Source organism: Pseudodesulfovibrio hydrargyri, assembly GCF_001874525.1.
Lineage (GTDB): Bacteria > Desulfobacterota > Desulfovibrionia > Desulfovibrionales > Desulfovibrionaceae > Pseudodesulfovibrio > Pseudodesulfovibrio hydrargyri.
On record NZ_LKAQ01000004.1, the window covers coordinates 1,805,406 to 1,825,995 of the forward strand.

The 20,590-nt window shown below is 66.5% G+C and carries 17 protein-coding genes; 5 read left to right on the forward strand and 12 right to left on the reverse strand.

Annotation, left to right across the window (positions count from 1 at the left end; all coding sequences use genetic code 11):
* Positions 1-102 precede the first annotated feature (102 nt).
* From BerOc1_RS12695 to corA, 3 genes are all read right to left on the reverse strand, one after another.
* Positions 103-705, reverse strand: coding sequence for a YceI family protein (locus tag BerOc1_RS12695; protein WP_084641490.1), 603 nt, complete (start codon positions 703-705; stop codon positions 103-105).
* Between the two features lie 88 nt (positions 706-793).
* Positions 794-1,084, reverse strand: coding sequence for a LapA family protein (locus BerOc1_RS12700; RefSeq protein ID WP_071546048.1), 291 nt, complete (start codon positions 1,082-1,084; stop codon positions 794-796).
* Between the two features lie 23 nt (positions 1,085-1,107).
* A complete protein-coding gene (gene corA, locus BerOc1_RS12705) occupies positions 1,108-2,172 on the reverse strand; it encodes a magnesium/cobalt transporter CorA (protein WP_071546049.1) in 1,065 nt (354 codons plus the stop codon).
* A gap of 138 nt (positions 2,173-2,310) precedes the next feature.
* On the opposite strand from corA, the gene BerOc1_RS12710 reads away from it, so the two are divergent.
* Together BerOc1_RS12710 and BerOc1_RS12715 are read left to right on the forward strand one after the other, a co-directional pair.
* The gene (locus BerOc1_RS12710) at positions 2,311-3,384 is read left to right on the forward strand and encodes a mechanosensitive ion channel family protein (RefSeq protein ID WP_071546050.1); all 1,074 of its coding nucleotides are present in this window, start codon (positions 2,311-2,313) and stop codon (positions 3,382-3,384) included.
* A gap of 119 nt (positions 3,385-3,503) precedes the next feature.
* A complete protein-coding gene (locus tag BerOc1_RS12715) occupies positions 3,504-3,677 on the forward strand; it encodes a PLD nuclease N-terminal domain-containing protein (RefSeq protein ID WP_071546051.1) in 174 nt (57 codons plus the stop codon).
* Positions 3,678-3,703: 26 nt separating this feature from the next.
* Here BerOc1_RS12715 and BerOc1_RS12720 read toward each other — a convergent pair whose 3' ends face one another.
* The 4 genes from BerOc1_RS12720 to BerOc1_RS12735 all read right to left on the reverse strand — a co-directional run bounded on the left by BerOc1_RS12720 (position 3,704) and on the right by BerOc1_RS12735 (position 8,076).
* Positions 3,704-4,729, reverse strand: a complete 1,026-nt coding sequence (locus BerOc1_RS12720; RefSeq protein ID WP_071546052.1) for a succinylglutamate desuccinylase/aspartoacylase family protein — start codon at positions 4,727-4,729, stop codon at positions 3,704-3,706.
* 32 nt (positions 4,730-4,761) lie between these two features.
* A complete protein-coding gene (rimK, locus tag BerOc1_RS12725; protein WP_071546053.1) occupies positions 4,762-5,667 on the reverse strand; it encodes a 30S ribosomal protein S6--L-glutamate ligase in 906 nt (301 codons plus the stop codon).
* A complete protein-coding gene (locus tag BerOc1_RS12730) occupies positions 5,664-6,155 on the reverse strand; it encodes an ATP-dependent zinc protease family protein (protein ID WP_242652987.1) in 492 nt (163 codons plus the stop codon). Before BerOc1_RS12730 ends, rimK begins: the two co-directional genes overlap by 4 nt.
* Before the next feature lie 85 nt (positions 6,156-6,240).
* Entirely contained in the window at positions 6,241-8,076 is a 1,836-nt protein-coding gene (locus BerOc1_RS12735) for an SLC13 family permease (protein ID WP_071546055.1), read from the reverse strand.
* A gap of 201 nt (positions 8,077-8,277) precedes the next feature.
* Between BerOc1_RS12735 and BerOc1_RS12740 the strand changes: the two genes are divergently transcribed.
* The 3 genes from BerOc1_RS12740 to BerOc1_RS12750 are packed head-to-tail and all read left to right on the forward strand — an operon-like array spanning position 8,278 to position 14,549.
* A complete protein-coding gene (locus BerOc1_RS12740) occupies positions 8,278-11,427 on the forward strand; it encodes a PAS domain-containing hybrid sensor histidine kinase/response regulator (RefSeq protein WP_071546056.1) in 3,150 nt (1,049 codons plus the stop codon).
* Positions 11,424-12,596, forward strand: coding sequence for a TMAO reductase system periplasmic protein TorT (gene torT / locus BerOc1_RS12745; RefSeq protein ID WP_071547111.1), 1,173 nt, complete (start codon positions 11,424-11,426; stop codon positions 12,594-12,596). Before BerOc1_RS12740 ends, torT begins: the two co-directional genes overlap by 4 nt.
* Before the next feature lie 3 nt (positions 12,597-12,599).
* Positions 12,600-14,549 carry a cache domain-containing protein gene (locus BerOc1_RS12750; RefSeq protein WP_071546057.1) on the forward strand — a complete coding sequence of 650 codons (1,950 nt, stop codon included), beginning with the start codon at positions 12,600-12,602 and terminating at the stop codon, positions 14,547-14,549.
* Here the strand turns inward: BerOc1_RS12750 and BerOc1_RS12755 are convergent.
* The 5 genes from BerOc1_RS12755 to BerOc1_RS12775 form a co-directional block, all read right to left on the reverse strand.
* On the reverse strand, positions 14,546-15,742 hold the full coding sequence (locus BerOc1_RS12755) for a hybrid sensor histidine kinase/response regulator (protein WP_165610819.1): 1,197 nt from the start codon (positions 15,740-15,742) through the stop codon (positions 14,546-14,548). The genes BerOc1_RS12750 and BerOc1_RS12755 overlap by 4 nt on opposite strands.
* Before the next feature lie 100 nt (positions 15,743-15,842).
* On the reverse strand, positions 15,843-16,826 hold the full coding sequence (locus tag BerOc1_RS12760; protein WP_071546059.1) for an ABC transporter permease: 984 nt from the start codon (positions 16,824-16,826) through the stop codon (positions 15,843-15,845).
* Positions 16,826-17,869 carry an ABC transporter permease gene (locus tag BerOc1_RS12765; protein WP_071546060.1) on the reverse strand — a complete coding sequence of 348 codons (1,044 nt, stop codon included), beginning with the start codon at positions 17,867-17,869 and terminating at the stop codon, positions 16,826-16,828. The genes BerOc1_RS12760 and BerOc1_RS12765 overlap by 1 nt, the downstream gene beginning before the upstream one ends.
* Positions 17,866-19,344, reverse strand: coding sequence for an ATP-binding cassette domain-containing protein (locus tag BerOc1_RS12770; RefSeq protein ID WP_071546061.1), 1,479 nt, complete (start codon positions 19,342-19,344; stop codon positions 17,866-17,868). Before BerOc1_RS12770 ends, BerOc1_RS12765 begins: the two co-directional genes overlap by 4 nt.
* Before the next feature lie 2 nt (positions 19,345-19,346).
* The gene (locus tag BerOc1_RS12775) at positions 19,347-20,522 is read right to left on the reverse strand and encodes a BMP family lipoprotein (RefSeq protein ID WP_071546062.1); all 1,176 of its coding nucleotides are present in this window, start codon (positions 20,520-20,522) and stop codon (positions 19,347-19,349) included.
* Positions 20,523-20,590 lie beyond the last annotated feature (68 nt).

Sequence of the window (20,590 nt, forward strand, 5' to 3'; positions counted from 1 at the left end):
CCTTTTCAAAGGGTTTCCCTCCCCCCTTCCCCCGGCCGCCGGAGGCGACAAAAAAAGTCCCCGTGCGCGTGAGCGCACGGGGACTTTTTCGGTTGTCGTTGTCTACTTGGGTTGGATGGCTTCGAGGTCCACGGCTATGTTGACCGTATTGCCGACCATGAAGCCGCCGCCGTCCAGGGGGGCGTTCCAGTCCACGCCGTAGTCGCGGCGGTCGATGGAGAACAGGGCGGTGGCTCCCCGGCGGGTATTGCCCCAGGGGTCCACGCGCGGGTCGTTGAGGCCGGTGAGGTTCAGCTGCACTTCGCGCGGGGTGCCCTTGATGGTCAGGATGCCGGCCACGGAGAAGCCGTTATCGGCCGGCAGGACCCGGGTGCTCTTGAAGGTCATGGTCGGGTGGCTTTCGGCCGCGAAGAAGTCGCCGCTCTTGAGGTGGGCGTCACGCGCCTCGACCCCGGTGTCGATGCTGTTCACGTCGATGGTGATGTCGAAGGCGGTGGGCTTGTCCTGGTCGAAGTCGATGGTGCCGGTCACGGCCGGGAACATGCCGCGTACCTGGGCGATCATCATGTGCCGGATGGAGAAGTGGGCGGCGGAGTGGTCCGGGTCGACCTTCCAGGTTTGGGCGTTGGCGGTGGCGGCCAGGGCCAGGATGAGCAGCAGGGCCGCGGGCGCGTACAGTACGCGCAGGAATTTTGTCTGTGTCATGATCTGTATCCTCGGGTTATCGTACTCGTTCTGTCCATTCTTCTGAAGATAACCTGTTTTCCGGGAACCGCAAGAGGGAACAGGACAATCAGGAGAACGGCGGCGGCTTGGGCTGCGATTTCCTGTTTTTGGCGCACAGACGGTAGGTCAGCAGTGCGCCGAGAATGGCGCCCACGGCCAGGGTGCCGAGCAGGAGCAGGATGCGCGAGGTGGCGAAGGTGAACCACAGAAACGCCACCTGGGTCTGTTCGGTGTTCTGGAGCAGGAAGACGATCAACAGGGCGACCAGAGCGGCGAACGCGCCGAGGCGGATTTTTTGCCAGGTGGTCAGCCCGGATTCGGGCTGGTTTTGGTCCATGGGGGACGGGGTGTTTTCCATGATCGGGCCTCCTTTTTCGGGGATTATATCCATTTCCGTTTCTTGAAATAGAGGAGCATGCCGACGGCCACGCAGGCCATGCCGCCGAGGAGGAGGAAGTAGCCGTAGCGCATCTTCAGTTCGGGCATGAACTCGAAGTTCATGCCGTAGACCCCGGCCAGGAAGGACAGGGGGATGAAGATGGTGGCGAAGATGGTCAAAAACTTCATGACGTCGTTGAGGCGGTTGGCCACGGCCATGTTGTAGCTGTTCAGGTGGTCGTTGAGCATCTCGCGGTAGGTCTCCACGGCCTCGGCTATCTGTTCGGCCAGGTCCTCGAGGTCGCGCAGGTACGGGGTGATCTCGTCGGTGACCAGCTCGTTTTCGGTCTTGACCAGCTTGAGGGCGATCTCCCGGGCCGGGCGCACGGCCCGGCGCACGAAGGCCATCTCGCGGCGGTAGACGTTGATCTCCTCGAGCAGCTCCGGTGAGGGGCCGTCCAGGAGGTCCTCGTCAAAGGCCTCGATGCGGTCGCCCAGAATTTCGATGACCTTGAGGTAGTTTTCGAACACGCAGTCGAGCAGGGCGTAGAGCAGGTAGTCCGGGCCGCGCTGGCGCAGCCTGCCGGACTGGCGGCGGATGCGTTCGCGCACGGGCTCGAACACGTCGCCGGGCTGTTCCTGGAAGGTCACCAGGCAGTGCCCGGTGAGCACGCAGGAGAGCTGCTCGGACAGGATGCGGTCACGGTCCTCGTTGATGGAGAGCATCTTCAGGGTGATGAAGACCATGTCCGGGGATTCGTCCATCTTGGGCCGGTGGCCGGTGTTGACGATGTCCTCGAGGATAAGCGGGGAGATGGCGAAGGCCGCGCCCACGCGCTCCATGACCTCGGGCACGTGCAGGCCGTCCACGTTGAGCCAGGAGGTGGTCCGGCTGGCCCGGCAGGGGGCGAGCGAGTTCGCGTCGGGGACGATTTCGTCGCGCAGGGTGTTCTCGTCGTAGTCGATGATCCGCAGGCGCGGCTCGTCGGTCTTCTGCTGGCCGACGAAGATGAGCGAACCCGGCGGTTTGCCCGCTGTCTGGTCGTATTTTTTCAGGAATCGGGCCATGGGCTTCTCCGGTTGGTCATTGTGGCGGCAAGGTTCGTTGCGCACGCCGCCGTTGCCGGAAACTCGAAGTATGATATATCGTATTGAAACCGGATGAAACCGTTTTCACACCGGAAAAGTCATCAAGGGAGTTGTCGCATGGTTTCCACGGATACGGCGGGCTGGCTCGTCAGGGTCCTCCTGGCGCTGGTGGTCGGGGCGGGGGCGTTCATGCTGATCCGCCTGTTCAAGGGCGGCCAGGCGCGGCGGTGGCGCGACCTGCGCGAGCTGTTGTCGCGGTCCATGAAGCGCCGGGTGGTCCTGTTTCTGACCATCTTCGCCTCGGCCCTGGCCCTGTCCATCCTGGCCGCGCCGTCCCAGCTGCCGTCCGGCTGGTCCGGCCCGGCGGTGACGGCCATGAACACGGCCTGGGTCCTCCTGGCGGCCTGGGCCGCGACCCTGGTCATGTCGGCCCTGACCGGCCTGGTCCGCTGGCGCTACGACATGGACGTGGAGGACAATCTGGGCGCGCGCGAGGTCCAGACCAAGGTGCGCATCCTGAACAGGATCATCGTCATCATGATCTGGTTCGCGGCGGCGGCCGCCGTCCTCATGCAGTTCGAACGCTTCCGCCTGCTGGGCGGGACCATGCTGGCCTCGGCCGGGGTGCTCAGCATCGTGCTCGGCATCTCGGCCCAGAAGACCTTCGGGTCGATCATCGCGGGCATCCAGATCGCCCTGGCCCACCCCATCAACCTGGACGACGTGGTCATCGTCGAGGGCGAGTGGGGGCGTATCGAGGAGATCACCTTCACCTACGTGGTGGTCCGGTTGTGGGACATGCGCCGGTTGGTGGTGCCGATCACCTATTTCACCGAGACCGTGTTCCAGAACTGGACCAAGAAGTCGGCCGAGATCATCGGCTCGGTCTTCCTGCACGTGGACTACGCCACCCCGCTGGAACCGTTGCGCGCCGAACTGACCCGGCTGTGCGAGGGGGCGGGCGGATTGTGGAACGGCAAGACCTGCGTGCTCCAGGTGACCGACGCCGGGGAACAGTCCATGACCCTGCGTGCCATCGTCAGCGCCCCGGACGCGTCCAAGGCATGGGACCTGCGCTGCCTGGTCCGCGAGGGGCTGATCGGGTATCTCAACGAGCACCACCCCGAGTGCCTGCCCAAGCGGCGGGTGCTGTTGCAGGAGGCCGGCCCGGGCCGGGAAGGGGAGGCGTGATCCCGCATTCCACGTTGTGCGCGGGGAGCAAAACGTGTTAAGGTAGCGTATCGTCTTCCTTGGAGAACGGCTCGGGGAAAGGCGGAGGAAAGCTCACTTGAACGCTGGAGTGGAATGCTATGATGGGATTTGGCGGATTGCTCGGACTGGTCGTTCTGGTGCTGGACGTCTATGCGCTGGTCAAGATTTTCCAGAGCTCGGCGGGCACCGGAAGCAAGGTCCTGTGGATCGTGCTGGTGCTGCTCTTCCCGGTGCTCGGCTTCCTGTTCTGGTTCCTGATGGGACCCAAGTGAGGCCAACGCATTGAACCCCTTTCCGGTCAGCGCGCCATCCTGGCGTCCATGACCATTTCCGAATACTCGTCCACCGAGGCCTGGGCCTGGCGCGGCGCGTCGAACCGGGCGATGTGCATGACCGCGTCGCCCTTGTAGACCGAGGCCAGGGACTGGTCGCCGATGATCACCCCGTCCCGGGGCGCGACCAGGTCCGTGGACCTGCCGCCGAAGGGGTCGTGGATGGTCCCCAGGACCTCGCCCTGCCCGACGTGCTGGCCGAGCTTGGCCACGGCCCGGAACAGCCCGCTGGCCGGGGCCCGGCACCAGGCCCGGTCCGTGGCGATCTGCAGCGGGACCTGGCGGCGCTTGCGCTTCCCGGCCGGGAGCATGCCCAGCGATTCCAGCACCGAGGTGATGCCGCGCAGCCCGGCGCGGATGGAGAATTCGTCGAAGCGCAGGGGCTCGCCCGCCTCGAAGAGCAGGACGCGCACGCCGCTGTCCTTGGCCGCCGCGCGCAGGGAACCCTCCATGCCGGACAGGTCCAGGGCGAGCGGCGCGCCGAAGGCCTCGGCCATGGACAGGACCGCCGGGTCCTCCATGTCGCCCCGGATGTGCGGCAGGTTCCGGCGGTGGTTGGAGCCGGTGTGCAGGTCGATGCCGTAGCCGCATTTTCTGACCACGTTCTCGAAGAAGACCGAGGCCAGCTCCGAGGCCAGGGATCCGCCCTCCTTGCCGGGGAAGAACCGGTTCAGGTCGCGGCGGTCCGGCAGGTAACGGGTGTTGGCCATGAACCCGTAGATGTTCACGATGGGGATGGCGTAGAGGGTCCCGGCCAGCTGGTTCAGCCTCTTCAGGCGCAGCAGCCGCCGGATGATCTCCACGCCGTTGAGCTCGTCGCCGTGAATGGCCGCGCAGACGAACAGGGCCGGGCCCTCGCGCCTGCCGTGAAAGACGTGGACCGGCATGGCCGAGCCCTGGCGCAGGAAGGTGTCGGGCACGGGCAGGAGCACCGTGGCGCGGCTGCCCGGGGCCACTTTTTGGCCGCCGATGGTGACGGACGCTCTGGTCATGTTGCAGGTCCTCCCGTGGGGCCGCGCCGGGCCTAGCCCTTGCCGCGCGTCTTGGTCTTGCCGGGCTTGGCGTTCTTCTCGATGAATTCGATGATCTTGTCCGCGATGTCGATGCCCGTGGCCTTTTCGATACCTTCCAGGCCGGGGGAGGAGTTGACCTCCATGACCACCGGGCCGTGGTTGGACCGCAGCAGGTCCACGCCGCAGACGTTCAGCCCCATGATCCGGGCGGCCCGGACCGCGGTGGAGCGCTCCTCCGGGGTGATCTTGATCGGCTCGGCGCTGCCCCCGCGATGGATGTTGGAGCGGAACTCGCCCTTGCCCGCCGTGCGCCGCATGGCCGCGACCACCTTGCCGCCGACCACCAGGCAGCGGATGTCCGTGCCGCGCGACTCCTTGATGTATTCCTGGACCAGGATGTTGGCGTTCAAGCCCTGGAAGGCCTGGATGACGCTTTCGGCCGCGTGCCGGGTCTCGGCCAGGACCACGCCGATGCCCTGGGTGCCCTCGAGCAGCTTGACCACCAGGGGCGCGCCGCCGACCACGTCGATGAGGTCGCCGGTGAACTGGGTGGAACTGGCGAAGCCGGTCACCGGCAGGCCGATGCCCTTGCGCGAGAGCAGCTGCAGGCTGCGCAGCTTGTCGCGGGAGCGGGTGATGGCGATGGACTCGTTCAGGCTGTACACGCCCATCATCTCGAACTGGCGCACCACGGCGCAGCCGAAGAAGGTGATGGACGCGCCGATGCGCGGGATGACCGCGTCCACGGCCTCCACCCGCTCGCCCTTGTAGTGGATGGACGGGCTGTGGGAGGTGATGTTCATGTAGCAGCGCAGAGGGTTGATGACCTCCACCTGGTGGCCGCGCGCCTTGCCTGCGTCGACCAGGGCCGTGGTGGAATACAGGCTGGCCTTGCGCGAGAGGATGACGATTTTCATATGGGCAGTTTTCCTTTGTTCCGATTTGCATACGCCCGCTTGCCGGGAGCGTTTCCGGCCTGCATCGATAAGGACGGGTCCACGACCAGCCGCCCGGACATGGCGTTGCGTCCGAGGAGCATGCGGAACTTCATCTCGTCCCGGTTGGTCAGGGTCAGTTCGATGGGCCAGGCCCGTCCGGCCAGAAGCAGGGTGGTGGCTATGACATGGCGGTTCTGGCTTTGTCCACCCGAATTGGTGACTTTTCTGCGGTCCAGCAGGGGGGCCGTGCACGGGATGACCAGATTATCGTCGCCCTGCAGGGGGTGGACGTTGAAGGACACGTAGCGGACGCCGTCGCGCTCGAAGGGTTCGACGTTAAAGGCGTGCAGGGCCGAGGTCCGGGCGCCGGTGTCCACCTTGACCTTGATGGCGGGCACGTTCAGGTCCGGCAGTCCGGCCCACTCCCGCCAGCCGATGATCATTTTCGGTTCTCTGGGTTTCTTCATGGGCATCGCTTGTTGATTGTCGGCCCGTCCGACGGAGCGGGCCGGTTGCGGCGCGGGGACGGGGCCCCGTATGCGCCAGAATGCGTCACATGTAGAAGAAAGGCAACAGGAACGAGAACGCCCCCCACATGATCAGGACCAGGGGCACGCCGACCTTGAGGAAGTCGGAAAAGGCGTATTCGCCCGCGTTCATGACCAGCAGGTTGGTCTTGTAGGCCATGGGCGTGGCATAGCTCATGTTCGCCCCGAAGAGCACGGCCAGGACGAAGGGCTCCGGGGCCAGCCCCATCTGCCGGGCGATGGACACGGCGATCGGCGTGCCGATGACCGCCGTGGCGTTGTTGGAGATGATGTTGGTCAGCCCGGCCATGAGCAGCATCAGGCCGCTTAAGACCATGGCGGGCGAGGCGTTCCCGGATAGGGCCACGAAGACCGAGCCGAGGTACTGGGCCCCGCCGGTCTTGATCATGGCCGTGCCCAGCGCCAGGCTGGTGACCACGATGAGGACGACTTGGACGCTCAGCGCCCGGGTGGCGTCGCGCCAGGTCAGGCAGCCGGTCAGGATCATGAGCAGGGCGCCCGCCGTGGCGCTGATGGCGATGGGCAGGAGGCCCGCGGCCGCGGCCACGATCACGGCCAGCATGATGGCCAGGGCCAGGGGAGCCTTGCGCGAATACGGCAGGTCCATGGTCGAGTCGAGGACCAGGAAGTCCGTGTTCCGCTTCAGTTCGGCGATGTTCCTGCGCGGGCCCTGGACGAGCAGGATGTCGCCCACGCGCAGCTGGAGGTCGCCGACGTGGTCCTCGATGCGCTCATAGCGTTTGCCGGAGCGGTGGATGGCCAGGGCGACAAGCCCGGTGCGTTCGGAAAAATGGTAGTCGTTCAGTGTGGTTCCGTGCAGCCTGGACCCCTGGAACACGGCGATTTCGGTGATCTGCTGGTCCGGTTCGCGCAGGGGGTTGTCCTCGGTGACGGGCTCGTCCTCGGACCCCGCCGGGTATAGGGTGCCACTCAATATCTTCTCGAATTCCTTGAGTCTTTTCGGCGTATCGCTGACCACCAAGTGGTCGTCGGGGGCCAGGATCACGTCGGGCAGGAGCATGAGCTTGTTGCCCTCCCCCCGCTCCAGGGCGTCGATTTTCATTTTGTTGCCGGTCATGTCCAGGGCCTTGAGCAGGGGCTGCCCGTCCAGGGGGCCGCCCGGGGCCACGGCCAGGTGGGCGGTGAAGATTCGGGGCGAGGCGTCGGTCAGGCATATCTTGCGGTCGGGCAGCAGGCGCGGGGCCACGAGCCAGAGGTAGGCCGCGCCGAGCAACCCCGCGATCACGGCCGGTACGGCGAAGTCGAACATGTGAAACGGGGCCAGCCCCATCTCCATGGCCACGGCCACCACCAGAAGGTTGGTGGAGGTGCCGATGGTCGTGGTCGTGCCGCCGAGCAGGGTGGAGAAGCCCATGGGCATGAGCACCTTGGCCGCCGGGGTGTCGGTCTTGAGCGACACGCTGATGAGCACCGGCAGAAGCAGGACCACCACGGGCACGTTGTTGATGAAGGCGCTGATGAACCCGCCGAGCAGCAGGGTCAGGAGCAGGGACAGGCCCGGACTGACCCGCCAGAACCGGGCCAGGGAGCGGCCCACGGGGTCGAGCGCGCCGGTGCGCAGGATGCCCTGGCCCGCGATCATCAGTGCGCAGACCGCGACCAGGGCCTCGTTGCCGAATCCGAGGAAGAAGTCCACGGCCCGCAGGCGCGCGCCGTTTTCCTCGAAGGGGACGGCCTCGAAGCCCACGGCCAGGCAGACGAGGATGACCAGGCTGGAGGTCTCCAGGGGGAGCTTGTCGCGGCTGAACAGGACCAGGGCCAGTCCGGTCAGCAGGAGGACGGCGACGGCGTGGGGATTGGGCGGGAGGGGGATGGTCATGGCGGTTCCTGGGCGTTGCGAGGCTGAGGGTACGAATCGGTCTTTCGCTCGTTTCAGGCAGTATAGCACATTTCGCGGCGGCCGGTAATGGGCTGCCCGCGCCCGATTCTAATCGTATTCCGTCCCCCCTCGTTTCATGCTACGGGGATGGGGAGGCGCCGTAGTGCGCGACCGACGACCGGTTAACCCTCGGAGGAACTGGTGGAATACGAGAATCTTGAGCAGTGCGGACGACGCATCGCCGAACTCGAGGCCGAGCTGTCGAATTCGGAGCGGCGCTGGCGCAACGTCCTCGAACACGTGCCCCAGATCGGCGTCAGCCTGGACACGCGGGGGCGGGTGGTCTTCGCCAACCGCCACCTGCTGGCGCTGACCGGCTGGACCCTCGAGGAGGTGCGCGGAAAGAGCTGGTTCGAGACTTTTCTGCCCGAGGACCTGCGCGCCGGCATCCGCGAGCTGTTTCTGGCCACCATGGCCCGCAGGGACGTGGGCCCGCACTCCTGCCACGTGAACGACATCATCACCCGCGACGGAATCCGGCGGACCGTGTCCTGGTTCAACGTCCTGAGCCTGGACGCCGAGGGCAACCTGCAGGACGTGACCAGCCTGGGCATCGATCTGACCGCCCAGGAGGAGGCCCGCGAGGCGGTCCAGGTCAGCGAGGAGCGCCTCAAGCTCGCTCTGGACGCGGCCAACGACTCGGTCTGGGACCTCAACTGCGAAACCCGGGAGGTCTTCGTCAGCCCGCAGCTGACCACCCTGCTGGGGTACCCCCCGGACTCCATTGGCGGCGACTATGCGTCCTGGGGGCGGCTGGTCCATCCGGATGACAAGAAGGTCATCGAGAAGGCCCTGTGGGGGGCCGTGGAAAGGCGCGACGCCTTTGAATGCGAGATTCGCATCAAAGCCTCGGACGGGAGCTGGAAGTGGGTCCTGGACCGGGGCAAGGTGGCCGAGTCCGGGGACGCCCGCGGCCCGGTCCGCATGGTCGGAACCCTCCAGGACATCCACGCGCGCAAGACCGCAGAGGAGGAGCTGCGCCGGGCCAAGATGGCCGCCGACCTGGCCAACAGCGCGCTGAAGGTCAACATGGCCCACCTGCGCACCCTCATGGAGACCATGCCCGAACTGGTCTGGGTCAAGGACGTGGGCGGGGTCTTCCTGTTCTGCAACCATCGTTTCGAGCGGCTGTACGGTGCCAGGGAGGCGGACATCATCGGGCGCACGGATTTCGACTTCGTGGACGCCGAACTGGCCGAGTTCTTCCGCAGGCACGACCGCACGGCCATGGAGTCGGGCAGACCGTGCGTCAACGAGGAGCAGGTCACCTACCGGGACGACGGCCATGTGGAGTATCTGGAGACCATCAAGACCCCGCTGTACGACAGCGACGGCAAGCTCATCGGCGTGCTCGGCGTGGCCCGCGACATCACCGAACGCAAGCGCATCCTGGACGAGCTCAAGGAGAGCGAGCTGCGCTTCAAGGTCCTGCACAACGCCTCCTTCGGCGGCATCTTCATCCACGACCAGGGAATCCTGCTCGACTGCAACCAGGGGCTCTCGGACATCACCGGATACACCCAGGAGGAACTGGTCGGCATGGAAGGCCTCCTGCTCGTGGCCGAATCGGTGCGCGAGGAGATCGGCGAGAGGGTCGAGCAGCAGCAGGAGCGCCCCTACGAGACCGTGGGACTGCGCAAGAACGGCGAGGAGTACCCCCTGCGGATCACGGCCAAGAACATGCCCTACAAGGGCCGCATGGTCCGGGCCGTGGAGTTCCGGGACATCACCGACCGCAAGCGGGCCGAGGACAAGCTCAAGGACAGCGAGCGCCGTCATCGGGTCATTTTCGAAAATTCGCCCCTGGGCATGATCCGCTTCGGCCGGGAAGGGCGCATCCTGGACTGCAACGACCGCTTCGTGGAGATGATGGGGTCCACCAGGGAGGCGCTCATCGGCTTCAGCCTCCTGGACGGCGCCAACCAGAAGATGCGCCGGGCCCTGGAGACCGCCCTCGCCGGGCACCCCTCGGCCTACGAGGACTACTACACCTCGCAGACCGGCAACCGGGAGGCTTTCCTGCACATCCAGTTCAATCCCGTGAACCCGGGCCATTCGCCCACGGAGGTCATCGCCACCCTGGAGGACTTCAGCGAGCGCAAGCGGGACCAGGACACACTGCGCGAGGCCAAGGAGCAGGCCGAGGCGTACAGCCGTTCCAAGACGGAATTTCTGACCAACATGAGCCACGAGATCCGGACCCCCTTGAACGGGATCATGGGCATGCTCCAGCTCATGCACTCCACCGGGCTGAGCGCCGAGCAGACCGAGTACACCGGGGCCGCCCTGCAGTCCACGCGGCGGCTTCTGAACCTGCTGACCGACATCCTGGACCTGTCCCGGGTGGAGGCGGGCAAGCTGGTCATGCGCAATGCCCCCTTCGACCTGGTGGAGACCTGCGAGCAAGTCTGCGACTTGTTCAAGCTGACCTCGACCCAGTCCGGGGTTTCCCTGGTCTGCGAGCTGGGCGAGAACGTCCCGCGCCGCGTGGTCGGGGACGCCGTCCGGCTCCAGCAGGTCCTGACCAATCTTTTGGGCAACGCCTTCAAGTTCACGGCCTCGGGCCGGATCGTCATGTCCGCGCACCGGCTGTTGGACACGGCCTCGGGCGGCTACCGCATCCTGTTCACCGTGGCCGACACCGGCATGGGCATCCCGGACGGAATGGTCGACGTCCTGTTCGACGCCTTCACCCAGGTCAGCCACGGATACAACCGCCAGCACCAGGGGGCCGGGCTCGGGCTGTCCATCTGCCGGAACCTGGTCGGCCTCATGGGCGGGTCCATGACCATCGAGAGCGAGCTGGGCCAGGGCACCTCCCTGTACGTGTCCCTGCCCTTCGGGGTCGGGGACGATGACGGGCGCGCGGCCGAGGAGGACCGGGCCGTCTCCGGGGCCCGGGTCCGGCCGCTGTCCATCCTTCTGGCCGAGGACGAGCGGGTCAACAGCCTGGTCATGCGGCGCATGCTGGAAAAGAACGGGCATTCCGTGGTCGCTGTGGAGAACGGCGAGCAGGTCCTCAAAACCCTGCCGACCGCGTCCTTCGACGTCATTCTCATGGACATCCAGATGCCGGTCCTGGACGGGGTGGAGGCCGCCCGGGCCATCCGCGCGGGCAAGGCCGGGGAAGGGGCGGCCCGGATTCCCATCGTGGCCGTGACCGCCTACGCCATGGTCGGGGACCGTGAGAAGTTCCTCGACGCGGGCATGGACGGATACGTGGTCAAACCCATTGAAATGGCGAAGCTGGAGCAGGCCCTGGCCCAGGTTTGCCCGGGGGGCGCGACATGATTTCGGATCGGCTTCGCCTCCTCACCGTCCCGCGCACGGCATGCGGGCTGCTGGTCCTGGCCCTGCTCGCGGCGGCCGCGCCGGCGCTCGGCGCGTCCAAGGACCCCGCCTGGTGGCCCATCCAGGTCAAGAGCTGGTACGGCATCTACGATCCGGGCCGCAAGGAGCCGGGCCATGCCGCGGTCAGCCTGAACCGGCCCAAGCTCGAGGAGTGGGTTCCGCCCCGGGCTCCCTCGGGCCGGTATACCGTGGCCGTGTGCGTTCCCCATCTCAAGGACCCCTACTGGATCGCCGTGAACTACGGCATCATCGCCGAGGCCCGGCGGCTGGGCGTGGGCGTGCGCATGACCGTGGCCGGGGGCTACAACGAGGGTGCCCGCCAGGTGGAGCACCTGCGCTCCCATCTCAAGGACGGGGTGGACGGGGTCATCCTCGCGGCCGTGGACTACGAGGGCGCGGGCCCGGTCATCGACAAGCTCCGCGAGGCGGGTATCCCGGTGGTGGAGGTGATCAACGACATCCTCGCCCCGGCCGTGTCCGCCAAGGCCCTGGTCTCATTCCACGAGGTCGGCTACCTGGTGGGCGAGTACGTGGCCGGGCACGCGGAGAAGGCCGGGCCGGACACCCTGCGCATCGCCTTTTTTCCGGGCCCCAAAAACTCGGGCTGGGCCCCGGAGACCCTGGGCGGGTTCATGGAGGCCATGGAATATTACCCGGGCCGCGTGGACGTGGTGGACGTGGCCTGGGGAGACACCGGGCGCGAAGAGCAGGCCCGGCTGCTGCGCCGCAGCCTGGCCGAACATCCGGACGTCAATTTCGTGGTCGGCAACGCCGTGGCCGCCGAGGCCGCGCCGGAGATCCTCCGGGAGATGAACCGGGCGGGCAAGGTCAAGGTGGTCTCGTCCTACATCATGCCCTCTCTCTACGACCATATCGTCCGGGGCGAGGTCCTGGCAGCCGCCGCGGACCTGAATCTGTTCCAGGGACGCATGGCCGTGGACATGATGGTCCGCATTTTCAACGGCGAGGTGCCGGGCCGGGATTTCCCCTTTCGCTCCGGGCCGTTCATCCCCATGGTGACCACCGAAAACATCGCCAGCTACCCCTACGAGGGGCTGTTCGGGCCGCGCGACTACCAGCCGGTCTTCCATCTGGACCCGGGGGAATAGGCCATGCTCCGCCTCGGCGACTCGCGCATACGAACCAAGCTGTACGTGGCCTACGCCGGGGCCTTCCTGGTCATCTTCCTGGTGGCCGGGGGGATCATCCACGCCCAGGTCAGGGAGCTTCTGCGCCGCAACACCGAAAACGAGCTGGCCAAGACCACCGAGGCCCTGCGCACCATGGTCCGCGCCACGGTGGACGTGTCCATCCGCAACTACATGCGGGCCGTGTCCGAGAAGTGCCTGGACGAGGCCCGCAATCTGAACCGCCAGGTCCAGCGCGGGCGGCTGACCGAATCCCAGGCCAGGGAGCGGGCCCGCGAGGCCTTCCTGAGCATGACCATCGGCCGCACGGGCAGGGTCTACTGCCTGAACAGCCAGGGCATCATGGCCGTCCACCACATGCGCGGCCTGGTCGGCGTGGACATGGCCGGCCTGTCCTTCGTGCGCGAGCAGATCCGGCGCAAGGAAGGATACATGACCTACGAGTGGAAGGAGCCGCTGGAGACCGGGCAACGCTCCAAGGCCGTGTACATGACCTATTTCGAGCCCTGGGACTGGATCATCTCCGCCTCTTCCTACCGCTCGGAATTCGCCCAGATCGTCAACGTCGAGGACTTTCGCCAGCGGTTCTTCGAACTGCGCTCCGGCCGGTCCGGCTACCCCTTTGTCCTGGACCACGACGGCTACCTGCTGATCCACCCCTATCTGCGCGGGGTCCACTTCCGCGACTACGACTCGCCGATGATGAGCGCCGTGGCCGAGCGCATCGTCACCGAGCGCAACGGGCATTTCGACTACATGTGGCGCAACCCGGGCGAGACCGGGCTCAAGAAGAAGGTGGTCTATTTCAAGGACATCCCCGAGCTGGGCTGGATAGTTGCCTCGTCCAGCTACTACGAGGACTTCCAGCAGCCGCTCGACTCCATCGGCTACGTCATGCTCACGGCCCTGGCCGTGGCCGTGTTGCTGATGATCCCGGTTTCGTTCGGCATCGGCGCGCTGATCACCCGGCCCATCGACAGGCTCCAGGAGAACTTCGCCCGGGCCGCGGAAGGCGACTTCTCCGTGCGCATGGAGCAGCACTCCCGCGACGAGCTGGGCCTCATGGCCGGCTACTTCAACTCCTTCATGGAGCGGCTGACCGCCTACAGCGCGGACCTGGAAAGCGAGATCGCCCGCCGCAGACAGAGCGAAAAGGAGCTCATCGCCATGGACCGTGCCAAGTCCATGTTTCTGGCCTCGGCCTCTCACGAGCTGCGCACCCCGCTGACCTCCATCATCGGCTTCCTGCACCTCATGGAAAAGCGCTTCCGCACCCGGTTCATGCCCGTGCTCGGTCCCCTGGACCCGGTGGGCCCCCAGGCCCGCAAGTTCGAGAAGAACCTGAATATCGTCCGCGTGGAGGCGGACCGGCTGGGCCGCCTTGTCAACGACCTCCTGGACCTGAGCAAGATCGAGGCAGGTCGCATGGAGTGGCGCGACAAGATCCTGTCCGTGGACCGGGTCCTGCACCGCGCCGCCGAGGCCTCGGGCGCGCCGGACGAGGACGGGCCGGGCGTGAAGCTGATGGTCGACCCCCTGGCCGAGCCCATGGCCATCCGGGCCGACGAGGACAAGATCCACCAGGTGCTCATCAACCTGCTCAGCAACGCCTTCAAGAACACCGAGGCGGGCAGCGTGACCCTGTCCGCGGTCAGGGCCGGGGAGGGCGTGACCTTCTCGGTCTGCGACACCGGGCGGGGCATTTCCGAGGACGAGCGGGAGCGGATATTCGATATCTTCTATCAGGGCAGGGACGAGAACAGCCGCTCCACCCGTGTCTTCGGCACGGGCCTGGGGCTGTCCATATGCCGGAGGATCGTGGCCCACTACGGGAGCCGTCTGGTGGTCGATTCGGTGCTCGGAAAGGGGAGCTGCTTCCGCTTCACCCTGCCCTTTGCACAGGGGGAGGACTAGGCCGGGCCGGCCTGGGATTCGTCTCCCGTGTTCAGGGAGAAGGGCAGGGAGACGAAGAAGGTGCTGCCCTCGCCCAGGGAGCTTTCCACACGGATCTTTCCGCCCAGCTTTTCGACAAGGTATTTGGAGATGGTCAGGCCCACGCCCGGGCCGGAGAGCCGCTTGGTCATGACCTTTTCACCGATTTCGAAACTGTGGAAGATGGTCTCCAGCCGGTCGGACGGAATGCCCACGCCCGTGTCCGTGACCGCGAAGCGGATCATGATCCGGTCCTGGGCCGCCCCGGCGAAGTGGTCCGGGTCGATGCGCACGTCCAGGGTGACCTTGCCCTTTTCGGTGTAGCGGAAGGCGTTGAGCAGGATGTTGTTCAGGGCCTGGGAGGTCTCCAGCGGCGCGCCGTACAGGGTATCGGGCAGGTCGCCGTGGGCGACGAATTCGAATTCGACCCCCTTTTTCATGGCATAGGCGTGGAACACGGCCGCCAGCCGGGACAGGACCTTGGGGAAATCGAAGAATTTGCTCTCGATGCTGACCGCGTCGGACTCGAGCATGGTCAGGTCCAGGAGCTGGTCGAACAGCCCGGCCAGCTGGGCGGCCCCGTCGTGCAGCGGGCGGATCAGCTCCAGCCGCTCGGGGTCGGTGTCGATCTCCAGCAGCAGGCTGGACAGCCCCAGGATGTGGTTGAGCGGGGTGCGCAGCTCATGGCTGATGTTGGCCAGGAAAGCCGACTTGGCCCGGCTGGCCTCGTCCGCCTTCTCCTTGCTCGTCTCCAGTTCCAACGTCCGCTGGCGGACCTTTTCCTCGAGCACCCGGTTCTGGTTGTACAGGGCCAGGTGGGTCCTGATGCGGGCCTGGACGATGGCCGGGTTGACCGGCTTGGTGATGTAGTCCACGGCCCCCAGGGCGAGCCCCTTGGCCTCGTCCTCGCTCTGGGACTTGGCGGTGATGAAGATGACCGGCACCGGGCTGGTCCGTTCCTCGCTCTTGAGCCTGCGGCAGACTTCGTAGCCGTCCATCTCGGGCATCATGATGTCCAGGAGGATGATGTCCGGGAGCACATTGCGGACGATGTCCAGGGCCGTGACTCCGTTGAGCGCCACCAGCAGCTTGTAGTCGTCCTTGAGGACATCCACCAGCAGGTCGATGTTCAGTCTGTTGTCGTCGACAACCAGGACGGTGGGACGTTCGTTCATTACCATCAGGGCTCCATGAATTCAGGGACTATAAGGGATTTACCGCATTTCCCGGTACGGAGCAAGAGACTCGGCGAAGTAATCCCGGGGGAGCCGCTGATCAGAGCCCTTTTTTGGGATCGAAGTCCTGGCCCAGGGCGGCGGGCGCCTCGATGGACCAGCCCCTGGACAGGGCCTTGAGGAACGGGTGGCGGCGGACGATGTCCTGGACCCAGCCCACGCGGCCCATGTTCACGGCCAGCAGAGTCAGGATCATCATCGGGAAGGGGGCCACCTGGAAGACCGGGGCCGGGATGGACGGGAAGAGCTCCTGGAGGTAGATGCCCGAGACCTGTAGGGCGGCGAAGAAGAACGCGCCCAGCGCGGTGCGCACCGGGTGCCAGCCGCCGAAGATGACGATGGCCAGGGCGATCCAGCCCGCGCCCTCGCATCCCTGGGGCCTGCCCCAGCCGGGCTTCACGGCCAGGGAGTACGCGCCCCCGGCCAGCCCCACCAGGGCCCCGCCCGCCAGACAGTAGCACAGCCGCACCAACCGCACGCGGATGCCGCGTCCGAACGCCGCGCGCGGGGATTCGCCCACGGCCCGCAGACGCATGCCGCCCTCGGTGCGGTACATCCACCACCAGCTAAAGGCGATGGCCGCCAGGCTCAGGTAGACCACCGGGGACTGGGAACCGAAGATCAGCCCGACGAAGGGAGTCTTGCCGAGGCCCGGGACGGTCCACAGGCCGAGGTCCGGCCCGGGCTGGCGGGAAAAGTTGTGGCCCAGGAAGTAGGCCAGGTCGCGGGACAGCAAGGTCAGGATGAAGCCCACGGCCAGCTGGGACTGGCCGAGAAAGATGCCGATCACGCCGAGCGCGCCCGCGATGGCCGCGCCCACGGCCGCGCCCGCGGCCATGCCGAGCCACGGGGAATCGAAGGTGGCCGAGCAGGCGAAGGCGGCCATGGCCGAGAGCAGGATGGAGCCGTCCAGGGACAGGTTGATGATGCCCGCCTTCTCGGTCAGGGTCTCGCCGAGGGTGGCCAGCACCAGCGGCGCTCCGGCCATCAATATGGCGGCGATGGTCAGGGCGAAGGTGTCCATCAATCCGCCTCCTTGCGTTGCCTGAGCCACAGCCGCAGGCCCTGGACGATGAACAGGGACAGAACCATGACGCCCTGGATCACGCCGGACAGGGAGGAGTCCAGGTTCAGCTGCAGCGGCAGCTGGATGGAGCCCACGTTGAGCACGGCGAAGAACAGGCAGATGAACGGGACCAGGGACAGGCGGAACGAGGCCATCATGCTGACCAGCAGGGCGGTGTAGCCGTAGCCGGACGAGATGTTCGGCAGCAGCCGGTGGTAGACGCTCAGGACCTGGGTGGCCCCGGCCAGCCCGGCCAGGCCGCCGCAGAGCATGAAGGCCTGGAGCAGTCGGCGGCGCGGTCCCAGGGCGAACAGGGTGGCCGCCTTGGGGTTCTCGCCCACGGCGCGCATCTTCAGTCCCCACTTGGTCCGGTGGAGCAGGATGTAGACCAGGACCACGGCCGCGCAGGCCAGGACCAGCCCCACCCAGCTGACGGACAGGTTGCCGAGCCTGGGCAGCCACAGGGAGATGTCCAGCGGCTTGGTCCCGGACATGGAGGCCACGCCGGGCCGCTTCCACGGGCCGAAGATGAGCCACAGGGTCACGCCCAGGGCCACGAAGTTCAGCCCCAGGCCGGAAAAGATTTCGTGCACCCGGCCGAAGACGCGCAGCAGCCCGGCCAGCAGGGCCCAGAACGCGCCGCCCGCCACCGATGCGGCCAGGGCCAGGAGGATCACCCCGGTCCCGCCGCCGTCCTCGAAGGGGCGCAGGGCCGCGGTGCAGAAGATGGCCCCCATGATGACCTGTCCCTCCACGCCGATGTTCCACAGCCGGGCCGTGAACGGGATGAGCAGTCCGGCGGAGCAGAGGGTCAGGGGCACCCAGCCGGCCAGCACTCGGCCGACCTTGGACCAGGAACTGACCCCGCCCTTGAAGAGCACGTAGATGGTCTCAAGCGGCGGTGCCCCGGCGGGCCAGGCCACGATCACGGTCAGGAGCAGGGCCAGGAGCAGGGCCAGGGCGAGCCAGCCTATCTGGGCCAGGAGGGAATCGCGGTTCATGCCGCCGCCTCCTTGAGCTCGTCGTACTTCTTGCCGGCCATGAGCGCGCCGACCACCTCCATGGAGATGTCGTCGCCCTCGACCACGGCGGCCAGGGTCCGGTCATAGAAGACGATGACCCGGTGGCTGTGCTCGAGCACCTCCTCCAGGTCCGGGGAAAAGAATATCAACGTGGCTCCGTCCGCGCAGCGCCGTTTCAGGTGGTTCCAGACCTGCCGGGCCGAGCCCGCGTCCAGGCCGCGCGTGGGGTGCTCCATGAGCAGCAGCTTCGTCTCGTCCGGGATGAGCGAGAGCAGCAGCCGCTGCTGGTTGCCGCCGGACAGTTCCACGGAGCGGGTCTCCGGGTGGGCCTGGAGGTTGAAGCGGTCCACGCACTGGGAACGGTAGAAACCGGCCAGGTCGCCGTCCCGGTCCGGAAAGGCCAGGGTGATGTGCTCCATGAGGTTCAGGTCCGGGAACAGGGCCAGCCCCAGCCGGTCGGCGGGCACGAACTGGACCCCGGCCCGGCGCAGGGCGTTGAAGTCGTTGGTGGCGAAGGGCGCGCCGTCCAGGTCGAACGCGCCGCCGGGCATGCGGTCCAGGCCGCACAGGCCGCGCAGGAACAGTTCCTGGCCCGAGCCGTCGAGCCCGGCCAGACCGATGCATTCGCCGGGCCTGGCCGTGAAATTCAGTCCGCCCATGGAATACTTGGGCCCGGCAAAGAGCACGTCGCGCATGGCCAGCCGGGGCGTACCGCCCTCGGGGGACGGTTCGGGCAGGGGCTCCACCTCGCCGTCGGCCCCCTCGCCGAACATGAGCTGGATCAGTTCGCGCTCGTCGTAGGGCGGGTTCAGGGTGGAGACCAGCCGCCCCTGGCGCATGATGAAGATGGAGTCGGCCATCTCGAAGGCCTCGGACAGCTTGTGGGTGACGAGCACGATGGTGTGCCCTTCCTCGCGGGCCAGCTTCATGAGCAGGTCGAAGAGGTCCTGCTTCTGCTCCGGGGTGATGCCGGTGGTCGGCTCGTCCAGGATCAGGGTGGTGGCCCCCAGGTCGAGCAGGCGCAAAAGTTCCAGGAGCTGGCGTTCGCCCACGGTCAGGCTGGACACGGGCTCGTCGGGCAGGAAGCAGGCGTCCAGTCGGAAGGAGAGTTCGCCGATGACGTCGACCACTTCCTTCTTGCTGCGCTTGGGCGCGCCCAGCTGGAAGTTCTCCCACACGGGCATGGCCGGGAAGTCCAGCGGGTCCTGGTAGAGCATGCCCACGCCCCTTTCCCGGGCCAGGGCAGGGGTCAGGTGGGACAGGGACTCGCCGTTCACGACCAGTTCGCCGGACGTGGGCCGGGTGTGGCCCGCGAGAATGCGCATGAGCGTGGACTTGCCCGCGCCGTTCTCGCCGACCAGGGCATAGATGCGGCCGGGTTCGAGGGTCAGGCTGATGCCGTCGTTGGCCCGAACCCGGCCGTAGTGCTTATGTATGTCGTTGAGAACGATCATCCCTATTCGGGGGAGGACTGTCCTTCCATGCCCTCGAGCAGCTGCTCCATGTACCAGATCCGCTTGTCGGCGGCCTTTTCCCCGGCCTTGAGGAACGGGGTGCCGTCCTGGTAATTGAGCGGGCCGGTGAAGAGGTTCAGCTCGCCGGAGCCGAGCCCGGCGGTGAACCTGGCCAGTTCGGCCTTGGTCTCGGCGGACATGCCCGGGCCGGGCATGAAGCCCACCGGGGACTTGTCGTGGTCGTTGATGTCGGCCCAGTAGGGAGCGTCCCATTCGAAGCCGGGCTTGTAGGAGCCGTCGGCCACGGACTTGGCGAGCTTGAGGAAGCCCGGGCCCCAGTTGAAGTAGGGCACGCCGAGGCAGATGCCGCCCTGGCCCTCGCAGGCCTTTTCATAGTCGTAGGGCAGGGCCCAGACCCGCTTGCCCGCGTCGGCGCGCTGCTTGGCCACGGTCACGACCTCGGGGGTGTCGATGCCGGAGATGAGCACGTCGTAACCGGCGTCATACAGGGAACCGGCCACCTGGGTGGGGTCCGCGGTCACGCCGGGGATGTTGAACCAGAAGCCGATCCACTTGACGTTGAAAGTCAGGTCCTTGATGTCCTTGCCGCGCACCTCGGTCCAGGCGTAGCGCGCGCCCAGGTAGGCGGCGGACATCAGGCGGCGGGTCTCTTCATTGATCAGCGGGCCGACCACGCCGATCTTGCCGGTCTGGGTGGTCATGGCCGCGGTGAAACCGCCCATCATCTTGGCGTAGATCATCTTGCCGAACAGGTTGCCCAGGTTGGCCGGGGCCTTGCCGGACCAGGCGGAGTCGCCGGACACGTGCACGAAGGTCTTGTCCGGGTGCATGGCCGCGGCCTCCAGGATGCCGTCCTTCATGTCGTCGGAACCGGCGATGATCAGGTCCGCGCCCTTTTCGATCAGGTCGTCGGCCACCTGCGGGATGGTCAGGCCGGGGCGGTCGGCCGGGTTGACCTTGTCGAGGTAGATCAGTTTGGCGCCGTCCATGTGGGCCTCGACGTACTTGCCGCCCTCATACTGGGCCTGGCTGTACCCCTTGTCGTTGTAGGGGCCGACCAGGATCAGGCCGATGGTGAAATCCTTGGCGAAGGCCAGCCCGGACATGAGCAAAAAGGCGCTCAGGACCAGGACCGGCAGCATGGTTGTCCGTTTCATCCTCTCCTCCAGATTCGGTGCCCGCCCGTGACGGTGCGCGGCGAATGCTGCGGGCTGTTGTTGTGTGG

What these genes read in the sequence shown, in the direction of transcription:
- BerOc1_RS12695 (WP_084641490.1), bottom strand. Translation starts at nt 705, where the DNA reads ATGACACAGACAAAATTCCTGCGCGTACTGTACGCGCCCGCGGCCCTG.
- BerOc1_RS12700 (WP_071546048.1), bottom strand. Translation starts at nt 1,084, where the DNA reads ATGGAAAACACCCCGTCCCCCATGGACCAAAACCAGCCCGAATCCGGG.
- corA (WP_071546049.1), bottom strand. Translation starts at nt 2,172, where the DNA reads ATGGCCCGATTCCTGAAAAAATACGACCAGACAGCGGGCAAACCGCCG.
- BerOc1_RS12710 (WP_071546050.1), top strand. Translation starts at nt 2,311, where the DNA reads ATGGTTTCCACGGATACGGCGGGCTGGCTCGTCAGGGTCCTCCTGGCG.
- BerOc1_RS12715 (WP_071546051.1), top strand. Translation starts at nt 3,504, where the DNA reads ATGATGGGATTTGGCGGATTGCTCGGACTGGTCGTTCTGGTGCTGGAC.
- BerOc1_RS12720 (WP_071546052.1), bottom strand. Translation starts at nt 4,729, where the DNA reads ATGACCAGAGCGTCCGTCACCATCGGCGGCCAAAAAGTGGCCCCGGGC.
- rimK (WP_071546053.1), bottom strand. Translation starts at nt 5,667, where the DNA reads ATGAAAATCGTCATCCTCTCGCGCAAGGCCAGCCTGTATTCCACCACG.
- BerOc1_RS12730 (WP_242652987.1), bottom strand. Translation starts at nt 6,155, where the DNA reads ATGAAGAAACCCAGAGAACCGAAAATGATCATCGGCTGGCGGGAGTGG.
- BerOc1_RS12735 (WP_071546055.1), bottom strand. Translation starts at nt 8,076, where the DNA reads ATGACCATCCCCCTCCCGCCCAATCCCCACGCCGTCGCCGTCCTCCTG.
- torT (WP_071547111.1), top strand. Translation starts at nt 11,424, where the DNA reads ATGATTTCGGATCGGCTTCGCCTCCTCACCGTCCCGCGCACGGCATGC.
- BerOc1_RS12750 (WP_071546057.1), top strand. Translation starts at nt 12,600, where the DNA reads ATGCTCCGCCTCGGCGACTCGCGCATACGAACCAAGCTGTACGTGGCC.
- BerOc1_RS12755 (WP_165610819.1), bottom strand. Translation starts at nt 15,742, where the DNA reads ATGAACGAACGTCCCACCGTCCTGGTTGTCGACGACAACAGACTGAAC.
- BerOc1_RS12760 (WP_071546059.1), bottom strand. Translation starts at nt 16,826, where the DNA reads ATGGACACCTTCGCCCTGACCATCGCCGCCATATTGATGGCCGGAGCG.
- BerOc1_RS12765 (WP_071546060.1), bottom strand. Translation starts at nt 17,869, where the DNA reads ATGAACCGCGATTCCCTCCTGGCCCAGATAGGCTGGCTCGCCCTGGCC.
- BerOc1_RS12770 (WP_071546061.1), bottom strand. Translation starts at nt 19,344, where the DNA reads ATGATCGTTCTCAACGACATACATAAGCACTACGGCCGGGTTCGGGCC.
- BerOc1_RS12775 (WP_071546062.1), bottom strand. Translation starts at nt 20,522, where the DNA reads ATGAAACGGACAACCATGCTGCCGGTCCTGGTCCTGAGCGCCTTTTTG.